The sequence below is a fragment of the Microlunatus sp. M237 genome (assembly GCF_056896895.1).
Map to the genome: position 1 here is coordinate 175,244 of NZ_JBXHBL010000003.1, position 19,170 is coordinate 194,413.

At 70.6% G+C, this 19,170-nt stretch carries 15 protein-coding genes; 5 read left to right on the plus strand and 10 right to left on the minus strand.

Annotated elements, in window-relative coordinates; all coding sequences use genetic code 11:
- Positions 1-100 precede the first annotated feature (100 nt).
- From AC1XX3_RS11915 to AC1XX3_RS11935, 5 genes are all read left to right on the plus strand, one after another.
- Positions 101-640, plus strand: coding sequence for a GyrI-like domain-containing protein (locus tag AC1XX3_RS11915; RefSeq protein ID WP_483321361.1), 540 nt, complete (start codon positions 101-103; stop codon positions 638-640).
- A gap of 103 nt (positions 641-743) precedes the next feature.
- Positions 744-1,043 (plus strand): metal-sensitive transcriptional regulator, encoded by a 300-nt coding sequence (locus tag AC1XX3_RS11920; protein ID WP_483321362.1) that lies wholly within the window; start codon positions 744-746, stop codon positions 1,041-1,043.
- A gap of 52 nt (positions 1,044-1,095) precedes the next feature.
- Complete coding sequence (locus AC1XX3_RS11925) at positions 1,096-1,308, plus strand: heavy-metal-associated domain-containing protein (RefSeq protein ID WP_483321363.1); 213 nt, start codon at positions 1,096-1,098, stop codon at positions 1,306-1,308.
- 68 nt (positions 1,309-1,376) lie between these two features.
- Positions 1,377-2,387: a hypothetical protein gene (locus AC1XX3_RS11930; protein WP_483321364.1), complete on the plus strand. Its 1,011-nt coding sequence runs from the start codon at positions 1,377-1,379 to the stop codon at positions 2,385-2,387.
- 99 nt (positions 2,388-2,486) lie between these two features.
- Positions 2,487-4,769 (plus strand): heavy metal translocating P-type ATPase, encoded by a 2,283-nt coding sequence (locus AC1XX3_RS11935; RefSeq protein WP_483321365.1) that lies wholly within the window; start codon positions 2,487-2,489, stop codon positions 4,767-4,769.
- A 35-nt stretch (positions 4,770-4,804) separates the two neighbouring features.
- Here AC1XX3_RS11935 and AC1XX3_RS11940 read toward each other — a convergent pair whose 3' ends face one another.
- The 10 genes from AC1XX3_RS11940 to AC1XX3_RS11985 form a co-directional block, all read right to left on the minus strand.
- Positions 4,805-5,212, minus strand: a complete 408-nt coding sequence (locus AC1XX3_RS11940) for a hypothetical protein (protein ID WP_483321366.1) — start codon at positions 5,210-5,212, stop codon at positions 4,805-4,807.
- 46 nt (positions 5,213-5,258) lie between these two features.
- On the minus strand, positions 5,259-5,696 hold the full coding sequence (locus AC1XX3_RS11945; protein ID WP_483321367.1) for a hypothetical protein: 438 nt from the start codon (positions 5,694-5,696) through the stop codon (positions 5,259-5,261).
- Positions 5,697-5,782: 86 nt separating this feature from the next.
- Positions 5,783-9,604 carry a methionine synthase gene (gene metH, locus AC1XX3_RS11950; protein ID WP_483321368.1) on the minus strand — a complete coding sequence of 1,274 codons (3,822 nt, stop codon included), beginning with the start codon at positions 9,602-9,604 and terminating at the stop codon, positions 5,783-5,785.
- 128 nt (positions 9,605-9,732) lie between these two features.
- Entirely contained in the window at positions 9,733-10,827 is a 1,095-nt protein-coding gene (locus AC1XX3_RS11955) for a PP2C family protein-serine/threonine phosphatase (protein WP_483321369.1), read from the minus strand.
- Positions 10,824-13,277, minus strand: coding sequence for a serine/threonine-protein kinase (locus AC1XX3_RS11960; RefSeq protein WP_483321370.1), 2,454 nt, complete (start codon positions 13,275-13,277; stop codon positions 10,824-10,826). Before AC1XX3_RS11960 ends, AC1XX3_RS11955 begins: the two co-directional genes overlap by 4 nt.
- Positions 13,274-14,482, minus strand: a complete 1,209-nt coding sequence (locus AC1XX3_RS11965; RefSeq protein WP_483321371.1) for a hypothetical protein — start codon at positions 14,480-14,482, stop codon at positions 13,274-13,276. The genes AC1XX3_RS11960 and AC1XX3_RS11965 overlap by 4 nt, the downstream gene beginning before the upstream one ends.
- A 26-nt stretch (positions 14,483-14,508) precedes the next feature.
- Positions 14,509-15,486 (minus strand): glutamate ABC transporter substrate-binding protein, encoded by a 978-nt coding sequence (locus AC1XX3_RS11970; RefSeq protein ID WP_483321372.1) that lies wholly within the window; start codon positions 15,484-15,486, stop codon positions 14,509-14,511.
- Positions 15,483-16,808, minus strand: a complete 1,326-nt coding sequence (locus AC1XX3_RS11975; protein WP_483321373.1) for a hypothetical protein — start codon at positions 16,806-16,808, stop codon at positions 15,483-15,485. Before AC1XX3_RS11975 ends, AC1XX3_RS11970 begins: the two co-directional genes overlap by 4 nt.
- Positions 16,805-18,544, minus strand: coding sequence for an AAA family ATPase (locus AC1XX3_RS11980; protein WP_483321374.1), 1,740 nt, complete (start codon positions 18,542-18,544; stop codon positions 16,805-16,807). Before AC1XX3_RS11980 ends, AC1XX3_RS11975 begins: the two co-directional genes overlap by 4 nt.
- Complete coding sequence (locus tag AC1XX3_RS11985) at positions 18,541-19,107, minus strand: hypothetical protein (protein WP_483321375.1); 567 nt, start codon at positions 19,105-19,107, stop codon at positions 18,541-18,543. The genes AC1XX3_RS11980 and AC1XX3_RS11985 overlap by 4 nt, the downstream gene beginning before the upstream one ends.
- Between the last annotated feature and the right edge of the window lie 63 nt (positions 19,108-19,170).

Here is a 19,170-nt window from a genome sequence, read left to right on the forward strand (position 1 = left end):
ACTCAGTATGCCGCGCCGCCGGTCGACGCGCTCCGACGGTGCAGGCGCAGAACCACGCGGCAGCCGATGAGTTTGCCGCCGCGGACAGGTCAGACTGAGCATGACCAGCTATCCCGACGTCAGTGTCGAATCGCGCGATGCGCAGCCCTACGTGGGGGTGACGGCCACGGTGCGGGCGGATCACTTCGCCCCCGTCGTCGACCAGATCCCCGAGATCCTCGGCTGGTTGGCAGCCCAGGGCCTGACGCCGGTCGGTGCGCCCTTCGTCCGGTATCTGGTTGGCGACCCGAGCGACGCTGAGCTGGTGGTCCAGGCGGGGGTGGGCGTGGCACTCGATCCAGCGCACGATTCCGGTGGCGCGCGGTCATCGGCGGCCGCCCCACGATGGGACTTCGACCTGCTCCCGGGCGGTCGGTATGTCGTCACCACCTTCACCGGATCTCCGGACCGGCTGGACGACGTCACCGAGGATCTGATCCGGCGGGCCGGCGAGCTGGGGATGGGCCCCGATCGGCAGCGCCCGGACGGCGGCGCGGGCTGGGGTTGTCGGCTGGAGTTCTTCGAGACCAACCCGCTGGAGGTGGCCAGCCCCGACGAGTGGCGGACGACGTTGGCGATCCGCTTGGCAGCGCAGGACTGATCGGGCACTTGAGCGCCGATCCCTCCGCGGGTAGAGTGGCTGTCAGGTACCCCCAGTGGGTATCTGATCGATGGGTTCATCGCCGCTGGAGGAGACGATCTTGATGACTGAGCACGCAGGACCGCACGGCTACATCAGCAACAAGGACGACTATCTCAAGCGACTGCGTCGGATCGAGGGTCAGGCCCGTGGACTGCAGCGGATGGTCGAGGAGGAGCAGTACTGCATCGACATCCTCACCCAGGTGTCGGCGATGACGAAGGCGTTGCAGTCGGTCTCGCTCGCCCTGCTGGACGAGCACCTCAGCCACTGCGTGGTCGGAGCGGTCGCCACCGGCGGGCCCGAGGCGGACGTGAAGCTGAAGGAAGCCTCCGACGCGATCGCGCGGCTCGTCCGGTCTTGACCCGTAGCGTCGAGCGGTCAGCTCGACGTCCCACCCCCCGAAAGGTTCTCCCATGAGCTCCAGTGCCACCTACACCGTCACCGGCATGACCTGCGAGCACTGCGTGCGCGCAGTCACCGAAGAGGTCACCAAGATCCCCGGTGTCACCGAGGTCTCGGTCGACCTCACCAGCGGAGCCGTCCAGGTCACCAGCGACGCTCCCGTCGACGACAGCGCCGTCTCCGAGGCCGTCGAAGAGGCCGGCTACGAGCTGGCCGGTCGATAGCTCCGAAGCGCCCTGCGTGATCGTCACGACCGTGGCGGACAGCGCGGGCTAGCCAGGAGGAAGCAGCCATGAAGACCTCGATCAAAGTCACTGGGTTCGTGCTCGGCCTGGTCGCTGTGTTCGCCGCGGCCACCGGGATCGGCAGGCTGGTCCGACCCATCGGCGATGACCTATCGGCGACCGGCTCATCGGCGCCTGGGCCATCGGCCACCGGCCCGCACCAAGGCGCGGAGCACACGCCGGCCCCGGCACCCGTCGCCGCAGCGCTGCCAGGAGGGCTGATGGTCTCCCAGGACGGCTACACCCTGGATCTCACTCGCCGGCAGGTCTCCCGCGGCGCGGCCGTCGACGTCGGGTTCCGTGTCCTCGGGCCGGACGGCGAGCCGGTGACCGACTACACCCCCGAGCATGGCAAGGACCTGCATCTGATCGCGGTCCGCCGTGACTTGACCGGTTATCAGCATCTGCATCCCCGGCTGGCCGCCGACGGCACCTGGAGTGTCCCGCTCAACCTGTCCCGCGGAGGGACGTACCGGGTCTTCGCCGACTTCACCCCGGCCGGCCGCGAGGACGGGCTCACGTTGGGCGCCGACCTGTTCGTGGCCGGCGAACTGACGCCGCGGCCGCTGCCGCCGGTCTCGTCGACGGCGACGGTGGACGGCTACACGGTGACCCTCGACGGCACGATGACCGCGGGGGAGGAGTCGGAGCTGACCTTGTCGGTGAGCAGGGACGAGAAGCCGGTCACCGACCTCCAGCCCTATCTCGAGGCGTACGGCCACCTGGTGGCGCTCCGCGACCGCGACCTGGCCTATCTGCACGTCCATCCGGCCGGCGGGCCGGCGGACCCGAAGACCGAGCCGGGTCCCGGCATCACGTTCTACGTCACCGCCCCCAGCGACGGCGCGTACCGACTCTTCCTCGACTTTCGCCACGGCGACCGCGTGCGGACCGCCGAGTTCACCGTCATCGTGGGCGGCGCTCAGCAGGGCACCCCGGCGGGCACTCCCGATCCGGCTGACCCGTCCGGGTCCACACCAGGCCATGAGGACGACCCCGGCCACGGTCACGGTGGTTGACCGCGGACCACACCCACCAGCGGACGCCCAGGAGCCGACGCCGACAGATCGACGCCGGCGGATCCCAGCAGACTGATCGATCACAGACAAGGACCAGCGATGAGCACCCCCAGCAGCAGCCCTCCCACCGAGCTGGTGGCTGTCGGGAACCAGCAGATCGAGCTGGAGGTGGGCGGCATGACCTGCGCCTCCTGCGCCGCCCGGATCGAGAAGCGGCTCAACAAGCTCGACGGCGTGACCGCCAGCGTGAACTACGCCACCGAGAAGGCCCGGGTGTCCTACCCCGAGTCAGTCAGCACCGACGAGCTGGTGGCCACGGTGGAGAAGGCCGGCTACACCGCCACGGTGCCGCCACCGCCGACTGCGGGCGGCGAGGACGGGGATCACCGTGGAGTCGCGGTCGACCCCACTGAGGCCCTGCGGCGGCGGCTGATCGTGTCAGCGGTGCTGACGGTCCCCGTGATCGCGATGGCGATGATCCCTGCGCTGCAGTTCACCTACTGGCAGTGGCTGTCGCTGACCCTGGCGGCACCCGTGGTGGCCTGGGGTGCCTGGCCGTTCCACCGGGCGGCCTGGACCAACCTGCGGCACGGTTCGACCACCATGGACACCCTGGTCTCGCTCGGCACCCTGGCCGCTCTGGGATGGTCGCTGTACGCCCTGTTCCTCGGCACCGCCGGCACCCCCGGCATGCGACACCCCTTCGAGTGGACGCTGAGCCGCGGTGACGGCGCCGGCAACATCTACCTCGAGGCCGCCACCGGGGTCACCACCTTCCTGTTGGCCGGACGCTACGTCGAGGCCCGGTCCAAGCGGCAGGCCGGAGCCGCGCTCCGCGCCCTGCTGGAGCTCGGCGCCAAGGAGGTGTCGGTGCTGCGCGATGGCCGGGAGGAGCGCATTCCCACCAGCCAGCTCGCGGTGGGGATGCGGTTCGTGGTCCGCCCCGGCGAGAAGATCGCCACCGACGGCACCGTGGTCGACGGCTCGTCGGCCGTCGACGCCTCGATGCTGACCGGGGAGTCCGTACCCGTGGAGGTGGGACCCGGCGACACCGTGGTGGGCGCCACCGTCAACGCGGGCGGGCGCATCGTCGTCACCGCCACCCGCGTCGGAGCCGACACCCAGCTCGCTCAGATGTCCCGCCTGGTGACCGAGGCCCAGAACGGGAAGGCCCAGGTCCAGCGACTGGCCGACCGCATCTCCGCGATCTTCGTACCGATCGTGCTGGCCCTGGCCGTGGCCACCCTCGGGTTCTGGCTCGGCAGCGGCGCCGGGCCGGCGGCGGCGTTCACCGCCGCGGTCGCGGTGCTGATCATCGCCTGCCCGTGCGCGCTCGGGCTGGCCACGCCGACCGCCTTGATGGTGGGTACCGGCCGCGGCGCCCAGCTGGGGATCCTGATCAAGGGCCCGGAGGTGCTGGAGTCCACCCGCCGGGTGGACACCGTGGTCCTGGACAAGACGGGCACCATCACGACCGGTCGGATGACCCTGCTCGACGTGGCCGCAGCCGACGATGAGAGCGCCGAGGAGGTGCTGCGGCTCGCGGGAGCGCTCGAGGACGCCTCCGAGCACCCGATCGCCCAGGCCATCGCCGTCGGGGCGCGCCGGCGGGTCGCCACCCTGCCTCCGGTGACCGAGTTCACCAATGTCTCCGGCCGAGGAGTCCGCGGCGTCGTCGAGGGCCACACGGTGCTGGTGGGGCGGCGATCGCTGCTGACCGAGGACGGCTGGCCGCTTCCCGACGAGATCGACACCACCCTGCGAGCCGCCGAGGCCGAGGGCCAGACGGCCGTCGCGGTGGGCTGGGACGGTCGGGCCCGCGGCGTGCTGGTGGTGGCCGATGCGGTCAAGGACACGTCGTTGGCCGCGATCGACGAGCTGCGCCGCCTCGGCCTCACGCCGGTGCTGCTGACCGGCGATAACGCCGTCGTGGCCCGGGCGGTGGCCGCCCAGGTCGGCATCGACCAGGTGATCGCCGAGGTGCTGCCGGCCGACAAGGTCGCCGCCGTACGCCGGTTGCAGGACGACGGCAAGGTGGTGGCCATGGTGGGGGATGGCGTGAACGACGCCGCCGCGCTGGCCCAGGCCGATCTCGGCCTGGCGATGGGCACCGGCACCGATGTCGCCATCGAGGCCAGTGACCTGACGCTGGTCAGCGGTGACCTACGGGTGGCCGCTGACGCGATCCGGCTGGCCCGGCGCACCCTGGGCACCATTCGCGGCAACCTGTTCTGGGCCTTCGCCTACAACGTCGCGGCCATCCCGCTCGCCGCCGCGGGCTTGCTCAACCCGATGCTGGCCGGGGCGGCCATGGCCTTCTCCTCGGTCTTCGTGGTCACCAACAGCCTGCGGCTGCGGAGGTTCCGCAGCAGCATCGCCTGAGTGCGCTCGGTCGCGGTGACAGCGGTCTGCGCGGGTCAGCCGCGGACCCGAGCCGTACCGCAGCTGAACGGCCGCCCGGTCGAGCCGTTCTGGCGGCAGGCGACGATCTTGACCGTGGCGGACTCGCGGGCGATGTTCTGGTAAGCGGACTTGTGCGTGCCGTTCCCCGTCCCGACATAGACCCGCGGGAGAGCTCGGAAGCTGCCGTTGGCTTGCTGGATCTCGATCCACCCGACCACCCCGACGCCGTCCTTGTCATCGTCGTAGACGCTGTACACATTGATCGCGTCGTCGAAGTTGGTGTGCCCGGCGATGTCACCGGTGTCTGAGGTGACGGCACGGCCACTCTGTGCCTGAGCCGGCGTCGCGCTGATCGTGAGGCAGCAGCAGACGGCGAGCGCGAGGGCGAGCATCGAGGCTGGTCGTCGGCGTACCGATGTCATCGGATCTCCCTAGGGCGAGATGGTGGCACCTGTGGCGCCGGAAGGTTCAGGTCGTGGTGCTGTCGGTGCCCGCGCCGTTGGAATACTGGCTCAGCTTCCGGCACGGGCTGACGTTGCCATTGCACCGTCCGGCGAACTTGATGTAGATCTTGTGGCCCTCAGCGAAGCTCTTGTTGCACTCGAGCAGCGCCTGCTCGCCCTGGGTGTTGACGCACAGCCCGGTCCGGTTGAGCGACGGCACCGACCAGAACGCCGCCACCCGCATCCCGTCCCTCTTCCGGTCCAAGATGTAGATCTCGTCACCCCCGTCCTCGTAGACGGCATAGCCGTACGAGTTCCCCGAGTAGGCGTTCTCGTAGGCCCACAGGTCGCCGCGGCTCGCGATCTGATACTCGTAGGTATCCGCGGCTGCGGGGGCCGCCACGAGGACAAGCCCCGCAACGGCGGCGACGACGGACGTGACGATGCGACGAGACCAGTTCATCGGAAGACTCCTACGTCAGGGTGTCTTCGTTCTAGCAGAGGTCTGCCCGGTTGACTAGAGGCCGGACCACCCCAACCACCAGAACCTCAGTCCTCCGGGGAGTAGCCGAGATTCGGGCCGAGCCACTTCTCGGCCTCCCGCAGGGTCCAGCCCTTGCGCTGCGCGTAGTCCTCGACCTGGTCCTGACCCAGCCGGCCGACGACGAAGTACTGCGACGCGGGGTGTGAGAAGTACCAGCCGGACACGGCCGCGCCCGGCCACATGGCCATCGACTCGGTCAGGGTGATTCCTGTGTTCCGCTCGACATCGAGCAGCTGCCAGAGCAGCTCCTTCTCGGTGTGGTCGGGGCAGGCCGGATAGCCCGGGGCCGGCCGGATGCCCACGTACCGCTCGGCCAGCAGGTCGTCGGCGTGCAGGTGCTCATCCGGTGCGTAGCCCCACAGGTCCAGGCGGACCCGTTCGTGCATCCGCTCGGCGAACGCCTCGGCCAGCCGGTCGGCCAGCGACTCCAACAAGATGGCGCTGTAGTCGTCGAGCTGGGCGCGGAAGTCGGCGAGCTTCTCGGCCACCCCGTGCCCGGCGGTGACGGCGAACGCACCGACGTGGTCACGCAGGCCCGTCTCCTTCGGTGCGACGAAGTCCGACAGGGCTCGGTTGGGGATGCCGTCGCGGTGCTGTCCCTGCTGACGCAAGGTATGCAAGGTGGTGGCCACCGCCGAGCGGGTCTCGTCGGTGTAGACCTCCAGGTCGTCGCCGACCGCGTTGGCCGGGAAGAGACCGACCACACCGTTGGCCCGCAACCAACGTTCGTCGACCAGCCGGTCGAGCATGGCCTGGGCGTCGGCGTACAACCGGCTGGCTGCCTCGCCCGTGGCCGGGTTGTTGAGGATGTCGGGGAACCGCCCCTTCATCTCCCAGGCGTTGAAGAACGGACCCCAGTCGATGTAGTCACGCAGCTCGGCCAGTGGATAGTCGGCGAAGGTGCGGACGAACTGCGTGTCTGTGCGGCTGGGATTGCCGGACTGCCGCTGCAGCAGCGCCTTCTCCTGCTGGGCCACCAGGTGTGGCACCGGCGGGCGATAGCTGGACCAGTCGACCGGGGTGGGGTTGGCCCGAGCCGCATCAATACCGAGCAGCGGTCGTTCGGTGCCCTTGGCGGCGTGCCGACGGCGCAGCGAGTCGAAGTCGGCGGTGACGTTGGCCAGCAGCTGGGGCCGCTGGTCGTCCGACAGCAGCTGGGAGACCACCGGGACCGACCGAGATGCGTCCTTCACCCAGATCACCGGCCCGTGGTATTTCTGGTCAACCTTCACCGCGGTGTGCGCCCGCGACGTGGTGGCCCCGCCGATCATCAGCGGGATATCGAAGCCCTGACGCTCCATCTCGGCGGCGAAGTTGACCATCTCGTCCAGCGACGGAGTGATCAGTCCGGACAGTCCGATCACATCGGCCTTCTCCGCCTTGGCGGCATCGAGGATCTTCTGGGCCGGCACCATGACGCCGAGGTCCACCACGTCGTAGTTGTTGCACTGCAGCACCACCCCGACGATGTTCTTGCCGATGTCGTGGACGTCACCCTTGACCGTGGCCATGATGATCTTGCCCTTGGCCTTGGCCGGCAGGTCCGAGGCGTCCTTCTCCGCCTCGATGAAGGGGATCAGGTACGCAACCGCCCGCTTCATCACCCGGGCGCTCTTGACCACCTGGGGCAGGAACATCTTGCCGGCGCCGAACAGGTCGCCGACCACGTTCATGCCCTCCATCAGCGGACCCTCGATCACCTCGATCGGCTTGCCGCCGCGGGCGGCGATCTCGGCTCGGAGCTCCTCGGTGTCAGCTTCGGCGTGCTCGTCGATGCCCTTGACCAGCGCGTAGGTGATCCGCTCACCGACGGGCAGCGAGCGCCATTCCTCGGCCACCGCCTCCTGCCGGGTGTCGCCGGTGTTGAACCGGTCGGCCACCTCGAGCAGCCGCTCGGTCGAGTCGGGCCGGCGGTTGAGGATGACGTCGGTGATCCGCTCGCGCAGGTCGGGATCGACCTGGTCGTAGACCACCAGAGCGCCGGCGTTGACGATGCCCATGTCCATCCCGGCCTGGATCGCGTGGTAGAGGAAGACCGCATGGATCGCTTCGCGCACAGCGTTGTTGCCACGGAAGGAGAACGACACGTTGGACACGCCGCCGGAGACCAGCGCGCCGGGCAGGTTCGCCTTGATCCACCGGGTGGCCTCGATGAAGTCCACGCCGTAGTTGGCATGCTCCTCGATGCCGGTGGCCACCGCGAACACGTTCGGGTCGAAGATGATGTCCTCGGCCGGGAAGCCGACCTCGTTCACGAGGATGTCGTACGCCCGCCGGCAGATCTGCTTGCGGCGCTCGAGAGTGTCGGCCTGGCCGTCCTCGTCGAAGGCCATCACCACCACGGCCGCGCCGTACTTGCGGCACAGTCGGGCGCGCTCGATGAACGGCTCGACCCCTTCTTTCATGGAGATCGAGTTGACCACCGGCTTGCCTTGTACGCACTTCAGGCCCGCCTCGATCACTCCCCACTTGGAGGAGTCGATCATGACCGGGACGCGGGAGATGTCAGGCTCGGAGGCGACCAGCTTGACGAAGCGGTCCATCGCGGCGACGCCGTCGATCATGCCTTCGTCCATGTTGATGTCGATCACCTGGGCGCCAGCCGCAACCTGCTGACGGGCGACGTTCAGCGCAGTCGGGTAGTCGCCTTCCTTGATCAACCGGCGGAACCGGGCCGACCCCGTGATGTTGGTCCGCTCGCCGACGTTGACGAACAGCGACTCGTCGGTGATCGTCAGCGGCTCCAGCCCGGACAGCCGCAGCGCCGGCGCGACCGGCTCCGGCCGACGCGGTGTCTTGCCGTCGACCGCCTTGGCGATGGCGGCGATGTGGTCAGGGGTGGTGCCGCAGCAGCCGCCGAGCACATTGACCAGGCCGGAGTCGGTGAACTCCTCGAGCACCGAGGCCATCTGGTCGGGGGTCTCGTCGTATTCGCCGAAGGCGTTCGGCAGACCGGCGTTCGGATAGCAGAAGACGTACGTCCCGGTGACGCGTGCCATCTCGGCGAGGTAGGGCCGGATCTCGGCCGCCCCGAGGGCACAGTTGAGTCCGATGGCCAAGGGCCGGGCGTGCCGGATGGAGTCCACGAACGCCTCGGTGACCTGACCCGACAGCGTCCGTCCGGAGGCGTCGGTGATGGTGCCGGAGATCATCACCGGCCAGCGGCGGCCGTGCTCCTCGAACAGCGTCTCGAGTGCGAAGATCGCCGCCTTGGCGTTCAGGGTGTCGAAGATCGTCTCGACCAGCAGCAGGTCGGCTCCACCGTCGACCAGACCGCGGGCCTGCTCCAGGTAGGCCTCGACCAGCTGGTCGAAGGTGACATTGCGCTCGCCGGGGTCGTTCACGTTGGGTGAGATGGATGCGGTCCGGTTGGTGGGACCGAGCGCGCCGGCCACGAACCGCGGACGTTCGGGGTCCTTGGCCGTCATCTCGTCGCAGGCCTGCCGGGCCAGGCGGGCCGAGGCGACGTTGAGCTCGTAGGCGAGGTCGCTCATGGCGTAGTCGGCCAACGAGATCCGCTGCGCGTTGAAGGTGTTGGTCTCGACCAGGTCGGAACCCGCCTGCAGGTATTCGCGGTGGATGCCGGCGATGATCTCCGGCTGGGTCAGGCTGAGCAGGTCGTTGTTGCCCTTGAGGTCACTGTCCCAGTCAGCGAACCGGCTGCCCCGGTAGGCCGCCTCATCCAGCTGATGCCGCTGGATCATCGTCCCCATCGCGCCGTCGAGGACCAGGATGCGCTCGGACATCAGCGCGGTCAGCGCATCGGTGGCATCGGGTCGTAGGTCGTGAACAGTGGTCACGGTGTCCCTCGGGTTCGGCACGGTCATGGCCATCCAGTATGGCTCACTGGCCCGCGGGGATCCGACTCATCCACTATCCGACGCGAGGCTCGCCCCAGCGGCGCGAGGGTGCGCGGCGCGCCAGCGCAAGTTCAGTGGCGCGCGAGCGCGTGTCCTCAGTGGCGCGCCAGCGCGACGGAGACGTTGTCCTTGCCGCCCTGGTCGTTCGCCCACTGCACCATCGCCCGGGCCAGCACCATGGGTTCGGCGCCGCCGTCGCTGAGCTGGGCGATCAGCACCCGCAGCTGGTCGGCTTCGGACGCGTAGTTCCACAGGCCGTCCGAGCAGACCAGCAGCCAGCCCGCGCTGGTGACCGTGACCGATCCGGTCCGAGGGCTGAAGTCGGGACTGTCCCGCCCCAGCCACTTGGTGATGGCGTGGGCCTGCGGGCCGTTCTCTGCCTCCTCGCGCGACACCCCGGCGGCGATGCGGACCTGGGCCACCGAGTCGTCGAGGCTGAGCTCGGTCGGCAGCTCGGGCTGGCCGGGGTCGGGGATCCAGTAGACGCGGGAGTCGCCCACGTTGCCGAAGACGATCAGGTCGCCTTCGAGCACCGCCGCGGCGAAGGTGCACGATGCTGCGTTGTCGCTGTCGAGTGCGGTGTTCTCGATCACCGCGGCGTTGGCCGCAGCGGCGGCGGACGTCATGGCCGCTGCGATGGCCCCGGCGCGGCTGGCGGGCGTACCCAGGCCGGCCGGGCGGTTGGCGGCCAGCACATCGCGGGCCGCCCGGGCACCGGCCAGGCTGGCCACGTCGGAGTCGAGCGAGCTGGAGACTCCGTCGCACACCACCAGCACGGCCCGCGAGCGAGGCTCCGGGTCGGCGGCGATGGCGGTGGCGTCCTCGTTGCGGTGGTGGCGGATGCCCCGGTCGCAGACGGCGGCCACCCACGCGGCGGGCTGCTCGGTGTAGTGGTCGCGGGGACTGGCCGCCTTGGTGCCGCAGGTCTCGCAGTAGCCGTCCGTGCCGACCACGCCGCCGCACTCCACGCAGGGACGCGGAATGGGCTCGGTCGACGCGCCCTGGGCGGACTCGGCCCTGATCGAACGAGACAGCGTGATCGGAGACTCCAGGCCGGCGTCGGCCGCGTCGTTCACCTCGACGGTGGGCTTGAGCTCGGTGCCGCAGGCCTCGCAGAAGCTCTCGTCCGGCGACACTTCGGCGCCGCAGGAGGGGCAGGTGAGCTGTTGGGTCGTCGGTGGAGTCGTCATCGCAGGGTCCACCTTCGCACGGCATTGGCCCGATCGACCAGCGCGTAGCGCCACTGCTCGTCCTCGGCCGCCGCGGCCAGGGTCCGATACGTCGCCTCCAACCCGTCCCGCAGCGACGGCTCGTCGGCCCGGTGGCCGCCGATCATCAGCTGCGGCTGCGGCCCGGACTCGGTCACCACGGCCAGCGCCCGCTCGAGGATCCGCGCGGTAAGCCCCGCCTGCTCGGTCGGTTCCAGGCGCACTCCGCTGAGACTGCTCATGGCGGCGGCCAGCGACGGCAGACCATCGCCGGACTCATACAGGTGCAGCGCCCGCTGCCGTCGAGACTCGGTGTAGCCGCGGCTGGTGGAGGGGACCAGGTCGAGGGCCGCAACGGCGCCGGCCACGTCACCACGGGCCGCCCGGATGCGAGCCATGCCGAACGCGGCCGGCGCGACGTAGTTGGCGTCGGTGCCGGCGCAGGTGCCGTAGAGCCCCTCGGCGATCGCACCCTCGCCACCGCGCTCGCATGCCAGCGCCAGGGCCAGCTTGGGTGCCAGCTCACCGGGCACCTGGCCGTAGACGGCGTTGAAGGACGACTGGGCGGAGGTGAAGTCGCCGCGCTGCAGCGCCGACAAGCCGGCCACCCACACCGCTCGCCACTCCCACGGGTCGGCCACGAGCATCTCGTCCACGGCCTGCTCGACCAGGTCGGCGCGGTGCAGCTCCAGACCGGCGCGAGCCCTGGCCAGTCGCACCTCCGCGGAGGAGCCGGGTGCCGTACGCAGCGCCTCCCACCGCTGGGCGGGGTCGTCGACGGCGATGTTGCTCAGCCAGGCATATTGCGGGTCGCTGGTGTCGGGCCGCAACGGCGGCAGCTCGTCCCAGTCGAGAGCGTCGCTGGTGATCGCGGGTGCCTCGAACAGCACCGAGGCCGCCGAGGTCAACGAGGTTCCGGGCCGGCCGGCGGCCACCACCTCGCGGAGCACACCGAGCAGCTGCACCCGCAGCTCGTCGATCGAGGCGAACCGGTCGGCCGGGTCGGGCGCGCACGCCTTGGCCAGCAACCGATAGAGCGAGTCGTGCTGCTGGAACAGCGGGGTGTCCTCGACTGGGGGGAGCTTGGACACGTAGGTGGTCTGATAGCCGCGGAACTCCATCATCAGCACCACCAGGGTGCGGCCGATGGTGTAGATGTCGGAGGCGATCGTGGTGCCCACCTGCGCCACCTCGGGCGCCTGATAGCCGACGGTGCCGTAGATGGCGGAGTCCTGGTCGTCGATCCGACGCACGCCGCCGAGGTCGATCAGCTTGACCGCATCGCCGACCTGGATCAGGTTGTCCGGCTTGAAGTCGCAGTAGGCCAGGCCAAGGTCGTGCAGATACTGGAAGGCGGGCAGCACCTCGAGGATGTACGCCAGGGCCTGGTCGACCGGCAACGGGTCGTACTGTCCGCCGGCCGCCTTCATCCGGTTCTTGAGGATCTGCTTCAGCGACGTGCCGCCGACGTACTCCATCACGATGTAGCCGGCCTCGTCGTGGGTGACGAAGTTGTAGATCTCGACGATCAGCGGGTGCTCCACCTGGGCCAGGAACTGCTGCTCGGCGATGGCCACGGCGAGGGCATCCTCGTCGCCGGAGTTGAGCAGGCCCTTGAGCACCACCCACCGGTTGGAGACGTTGCGGTCCCGCGCAAGGTAGATCCAGCCCAGACCACCGTGCGCCAGGCAGCCGGCGACCTCGTACTGGTTGGCGACCAGGTCGCCGGGGCGCAGCTTCGGCGTGAAAGAGAACCGGTTGCGGCACTTCGGGCAGAAGCCTTCGGTGCGTCCCGGCTGCCCGTCGCGGGAGCGGCCCACCGCGGCCCCACAGCTCGGACAGGTCCGCTTGTTCTCCGGCACCATCGGGTTCTTCATCAACGCCTGGGAGGCGTCCACCTCCGGCGCCGGCGGCACCCGGGTCAGCCCTGCGCCCAACCGTGCCGAGCGCAGTCGGGCGGAACCTGACTGGATCCGCTTGGTGATCTTCGACCCGGTGGCCGAGGCGCGGCGCGAGCCGAGTGCGGTCGAGTCGAGCCGGTTGGAGCCGCGGGTGATGGTGGAGCCCGCTCCGCCCACCTCGGCTTCCGGAGCGGGCGCGGCGGAGGCAGCCGCCCCCGAATCGAGGCCGTCGGCGTCGGGGGTCACTCCGCCGGCCGGTGGTGCACCACAGACATCGCAGTAACCGTCAACGATCCGTCCCGTGCACCCGGGCTGGCTGCAGACACCGGCGGGCCCGCTGTCGGCCGGTACGCCCGCCGGGGGAGCCACGGTGGGTACGCCCGCCGCCCGGTGCGCGACGGTGGCCTGGGTTCGTACCGATCCCGCCTGGGGCGCGGCCGGGGCATCGGCCGTGGCCCCGGGGGAGCCGCAGACGTCGCAGTAGCCGTCGACGATCTGCCCGGTGCAGCCGGGCTGGGTGCAGGTGGTCATGCGGACTCCGGTGTGCTGGTGGCAGGGGGGACGGGTCGGGTCGGTGGCCGGGGTGCGGTCAGCGCGAGGTTGAGATAGCTGGCATAGAGGTCGACCAGCTGCCGGGTGATCTGGAGCTGGGTGGGGCGGCGGTCGAGCGCCTCGCGGGCTGACGCGTGGGCACGGGCCAGATCTGGCTGGTCGGAGACCCCCAGCGCCGTGGCTTTGGCGTGGTACGCCTCCAGCAGCCCGGCCAGCTCGTCGCGCTGGTGCAGGGCCTTGGTGTACGCGTCCTGGGCGTGCGTCATGGCCCGGCCGACCTGCTGCAGGCGATGGACGTACGGCCCGAGCTGCGCGGCCGTGTTGGGCACCGGGCCCAGGGCCTCCACATCCGGTACCGCGTAGCGAGGCGCGGGTGCCACGGTCGCCACGCAGTGGTCGACCAATGTCTGCAACGCGGCCTCGCGGGTCTCCAGGTCGGCGCGCAGGGTTCGCGCCCGCTCCACCAGCGCGGACGCCTCGCGTCGGGTGGCAGCGCCGACGATGAGGTCCCGCTCGAACGTCGTGGCCTCGATCTCGAGCGGTCCGAGCAGTCCGCCGACGTCACCGCCGCGGCCTGCCTTGTCAGCGACCTGCTTCAGCCGCCGGCCGAGCTGGGACTGGGTGCCGGCGTGCTGTTGTTGACGCGCCCCGGCCGGCTCGAGGTTGACCTGGTCACGGATCCGCTCCAGCTGCGCCCGCAGCTGGCGGATCCGCTCGGCCGTCTCCAGCCCCGACGGGTCGAGGGCGAGTCGAACCCGCAGCTGTCCGACCAGGGCGTCGGACAACCGGCAGGCTTCTGGCAGCGACACCGACAAGCCCGACGATGGCACCGTCGCACTGGAGGAGAGCAGCGACGGGTCGATGGTGGCGTCCATCCGTCCCCAGATCAGCGACGAGATCCGCTCCCGCTCCACCAGTCCGACCCGGCCACCGTCCCAGGTCGCGGTCAGCAGGTCCCGGCGGTCGGCGACCGACTTCCACAGCGCCATCGACAGCAGAATGTCGTGGGTCAGTGCTGCCGTGTCGTCGGCGGACGGGAGGGTGGCGGCCAGCGCAGCCTGGTCGAGCTGGTCCAGCTCGCGGCGCCGTCCCTCGCACCACCGCCCGAGGGCGTCCAAATAGTGCTGCGCCGCGGCGGTGTCGACCGGCTGCCCGAGGCGGCCCGGTGCCGGGGGAGCAGTCACACTGCCAAGCTGGTCCGCCGCCACGGTCACGGCTTCCTGCCGTACACGGCCTTCGGCGGGGCCGGTGCGGATCCCAACGGCTCCCGCAGCCAGGAGTTGTAGATGGCGGTCCATCGCCCGTCGGTGCGCAGCTGCTCCAGCGCGGCGTTGAGGAACCGGACCAGGTCGACGTTGTCGGCGTTGACCCCGATCCCGTACGGCTCCGCGGTGAATGCCTTCTGGTCGGGCACCTCGGCGTACGGGTCCTGGGCGGCCAGACCGGCGAGCACGGTGTCGTCGCCCGTGATGGCGGCCACGGCACCCTGCTGGAACAGCGCGAGGCAGCCGGTGTGGCTGTCCGATCCGACGGCCACCGCCTTGGGGGCGAGCTTGACCAGGTTGGCGTAGCTCGAGGTGCCGTTGGGGGCACACACCCGCTGTCCGGCCAGGTCGGCCAGCGAGGTGGCCTTGGACCCGCGGCGGACGAGGATCTTCTGCCCGGAACGGTAGTACTCCGAGGTGAAGGCGATCTGACTCCAGCGATCACAGGTGATGGTCATGTTGCGGACCACGATGTCGACACTGCCGTCCTCGAGGACGGGGATCCGTTGCGCGGCGGTGATGACCCGCAGCTCGTAACGGTTCTCATCGCCGAAGATGGCCTTCGCCATCGCCTTCACCACGTCGATGTCGAACCCTTCGATCCGCCCCGTGAGCGGGTTGCGCGAGCCCAGCAGGAAGGTGTCGGCCGATACCCCGGCGATCAGCCGGCCGCGGTCCTGGATCTTGCGCATGGTGCTGCCGGCCGGCATGGCCCCGGGCTTGGGGACGTCACCGGACGGAGCGTAGGAGGCCAACGGGTTGGCGCAACGGGCCGGGGTTGACGTGGTCGCCGCGGTGGGCTGCGCGGCTGCCGGCGGAGCGGGCAGCTCGGTGGTGTCGTAGCTGAACAGCGAGCAGCCGGTGAGCACCGCCAGCAGCAGGGTCAGCGAGCCGAGCAGCACGCGGGGCCGGACGCGGTTCATCGATACTCCTTCAGTCGGGCGGCGAGGCCCGCGCGGGCCAACCAGGCAGCGGCCAGACCGGCCAGCAGGACCAGCACGGCGCCGACCCACAGGCCCGCCCGCGGGGCGCGCAGGCCAGCATCCACGGCGTCGGCGGCGGCGGTCAGCTCGCTGCCGACCGCGGCATCGAAGACCCCGAAGGCTGCGTTGGCCGAGGTCTTGCCGGTGCCGGTGGCCAGTTGGACCGCCTGGTCCCAGTTGCCGCTGTCGTCCAGCTTGCGGATCTGGGCGTGGGAGTTGGTATAGGCGGTCCAGGCCCGCCCGACCTCCGACCCACCGATGGCCGGCAGGCTGGCGGTCACTTCGGCCGCCGATGCGACCCAGGCCTTCTCGAACGCGGCTCCCGAGCCGCGCGCGATCAAGGTCAGGCTCTCGTTGGACTTGGCGTTGTAGCCCTGGGTGCGCGCTGTCGCCGCTGCGGTCACGGCCGCGAACGACTGGGTCCGCACGGAGTCCACCCGGGCGGTGACGCTGTGGAGAGCCAGCACCCCGACGATCAAGGTGAGAGCCACCACGCCGGTGGCGGCCAGCAGCCCGACGTTGATCCGACGCCGGAACCGCCGGGCCACCCAGGAGGAGGTCACCAGCAGCGCGGCCAGCGCGGCGACACCGACTGCGAGCAACGGCCACACCGGCTGGGTGCTCATCTCGTCGTCGGCCCGCTCGGTGTTGGCGGTGTTGAGGTTCTCCAGGATCGGCAGGGCGGTGGCGCGAAGCTCGGTGCTCGCGTTGCGCAGGTATTGCGCCCCGACCGGCAGGCCCTGCCGGTTGTTGGCCCGAGCCTGTTCGATCGTGGCCGCGTAGTTCAGCACGCTCTGGTTGAGCGCCGACAGCGCCACGGCGTCGGCCGGCTGGGCCTGGGCGGCCTCGGCGATCAGCGCGGCGGTGGTGGTCAGCGCGGCGTCGTACCGGGCCCGCTGGTCGGCCGGCTCCAGACCGCCGACCAAGAAGGCATTCGTGGCCGTGGCGTCGGCGCTCAGCAGGTTGGTCTGGATCTGCTGCACCCGGATCAGCTGGGCGGTGCTCGCCTCGGCGCGGTCCAGGGCGTACGCGGTCCGGGCGAAGATGAGCCCGCCGATCAGGCCGAACAGCGCCCCGGTGAGCACCATGGCGACAGTGAGCCGCCGCAGCATCCGCGGGGTGTCGAGGACGGGGGCGGGCGCCGCTGCCGGCAACTGCTGCGCGTCGGGCTGCGCCACCGTGGCGGTGGTGGAAGCGGGGCTCGGCACGGCGCCCGGTGGCGCCGCGGCGGGTGGCGCGGCCGCCTGGGTGGGCTGGCTCATGTCGGGGTCTCCTCGCTCGCATCGGTCTCGGTCTGCTCGCCGGCTTCAGCTGCGGGCGGTGCCTGAGCTGGTTTCTGGGGCTGAGCGGCCGCATCAGGCGCTCCACTGAGGTCGGGCTCCAGGTCCTCGGGAAGCAGCTCGCGGAGCTGAGCCAGGGTCGGTTCGCCGATGTCGCGCAGGCGCCAGGCATGCCGTCCGATGGCCGCCTCCAGCTCGTTGCGGGCGAACCGGCCGTTGCCGAACGACGGCCCCCGCACCGTGGCCGCGACCAGCGTGGCGAACCGGCGCCGGCAGTCCTCGGTGACGTCGTAGTCCGCGGCAGCTGCCAGCCCGGTGAAGATGTCGGTCAGCTCGGTGTCGCTGTAGTCGTCGAACTCGATGGTGGTGCGGAACCGGCTGGCCAGGCCGGGATTCTGCGCGACGAAGGCGACCATCGGATCCGGATAGCCGGCCACGATCAGCACCAGGTCGTCGCGCTTGTCCTCCATCTCCTTGACCAGCGTGTCGACGGCCTCGGATCCGTACTGGTCGCCGGCCAGGCTGTAGGCCTCGTCGATGAACAGCACGCCGCCGACCGCGGAGCTCACCACCTCCGCGGTCTTGATCGCCGTCTGGCCGAGATAGCCCGCCACCAGCTCGGAACGGTCGACCTCCACCAGCTGGCCTTTCGACAGCAGTCCCAGCGCCCGGTAGATGCCGCCGACCAGGCGGGCCACCGTGGTCTTGCCGGTGCCGGGGTTGCCGACGAAGATCAGGTGCCGGGTGATGGTGGCCGCCTTGAGGCCGGCCTTCTCCCGCAGCGCCTCGACCCGGAGCACCGCCACCTGGCGATGGATCTCGGCCTTCACCTCGGCCAGCCCGGTGAGCGCATCCAGCTCGGCCAGCAGCTCGTCCAGCGACTTCGGTTCGGGCTCCGGCTCGGCCGGAGCTGCCTTCGCGCCGGCCGGCGCGGCCGTGGTCGGGGACGCGGGTGGCGGAGTGGGCCCGCCCCCGGGCGGCTGAATGGGCTCGCCCTCAGGCGGCGGAACTCGGCCGGCCGCGAGGTTGTCGAGGTGGCGGACCGAGGCGGCGGCCTCCTCGGGGCTGAGGTCAAGACTTGACGAGGTCGGTCGCGATCTGGAACCAAGACCTGACAGGCCGAGCCTGGTCAGGTCGGCCAGATGGTCCTGGGTGAGCTGCAACATGGCCAGCAGCGGATTCGTCCCGGTGCCGGCTGCTTGGTCCGGGGCGGGCGGGGTCTGTCTGCTGCCGGGACCGCTGGCGGCGGGCGCTCCGCGGGCGGGACCGGTGCCGGGGGGACCCACGCTGCTGGCGGGGGGACTCATGCTGCCAGTGGCACGAAGCTGTGCCGCGGCGGCCATCGATGCGTTGCCGACCACGCGCATGGTCTCCTCGCCCAGGCCGCAGGCCGCGGCGGTGACCGTGACCAGGGCGGCGGCGTAGGTCCCGGCGTGCGGCGACCCCTCGGCGACCAGTCGGTCGAGCAGGGCGGTCGGGGCGGCGCGCCAGCGCCGGCCCCGCGAGGCGGCGTCGAAGAAGTCCTGGACCGACCCGCCGCCGGTCTGTTCCAGCCAGGCAGCCGGAGCTCCCGGAGCCGACTCGGCGATCGCCGCGGCCAGACAGGCCGCTTCGGTGCGAGCCGCGGCCGGCGGCAATCCGGCGGTCTCGGCGACCTCGGCGAGGCTAGCCAAAGCCTCGTCGAGGCGTCCGGTCGGTTTGGTGGTGGAACCGGTCACGGGAGATCCAGACTGCTGCGGGGCGGAGAGGGGCTGGCCGGGGGCGGTGTGCCGGGCACCTGCAGGTCGCCACCGTCGCTGGCGTGGCCGAACTTCTGCTGCAGGAACCGGCCGTGGGCGATGAGCGCGTCGGCGTCCACCCGCACCACCGCATCGAAGATCTTGTCCATGGTGGCGCTGAGCAGGTCGAGCTGGTCGATCAGCAGCAGCAGCGACGTCTTGCCGTTCTCCACCGGCCGGGAGTCGGCCCACTGCCGGGGCAGCCGCAGGTAGCCGCCGATCGCCTCCGGCAGGTAGTCCGTCGCGGTGGCCATCACCGAGTAGGCCGATGCGCTTCCCAACCCGAGGTTGCGCAGCCGCGGCATGGTCTGGCGCACGGTGTCGGCCACCCGGCGTACCCGTGACTGGACCGGTGCCGGAACGACCCCACCCGCGACCATCGCCTCGACCCGGTCGAGGGCGGCGAGGATGTCGGCCTCGGTCGGCGCCGCCGGGGCCGCCGGCAGCGGCTGTGCCGGCTCCGGTCGACCGCTCAACCGGGCGAACCAGTCCTTCAGACCCATGGCTTCTCCCGGTCAGGCAGCTGCGCCCGGTCTGGTCGCACTTCCGGCGCTCCGCCGGTCATC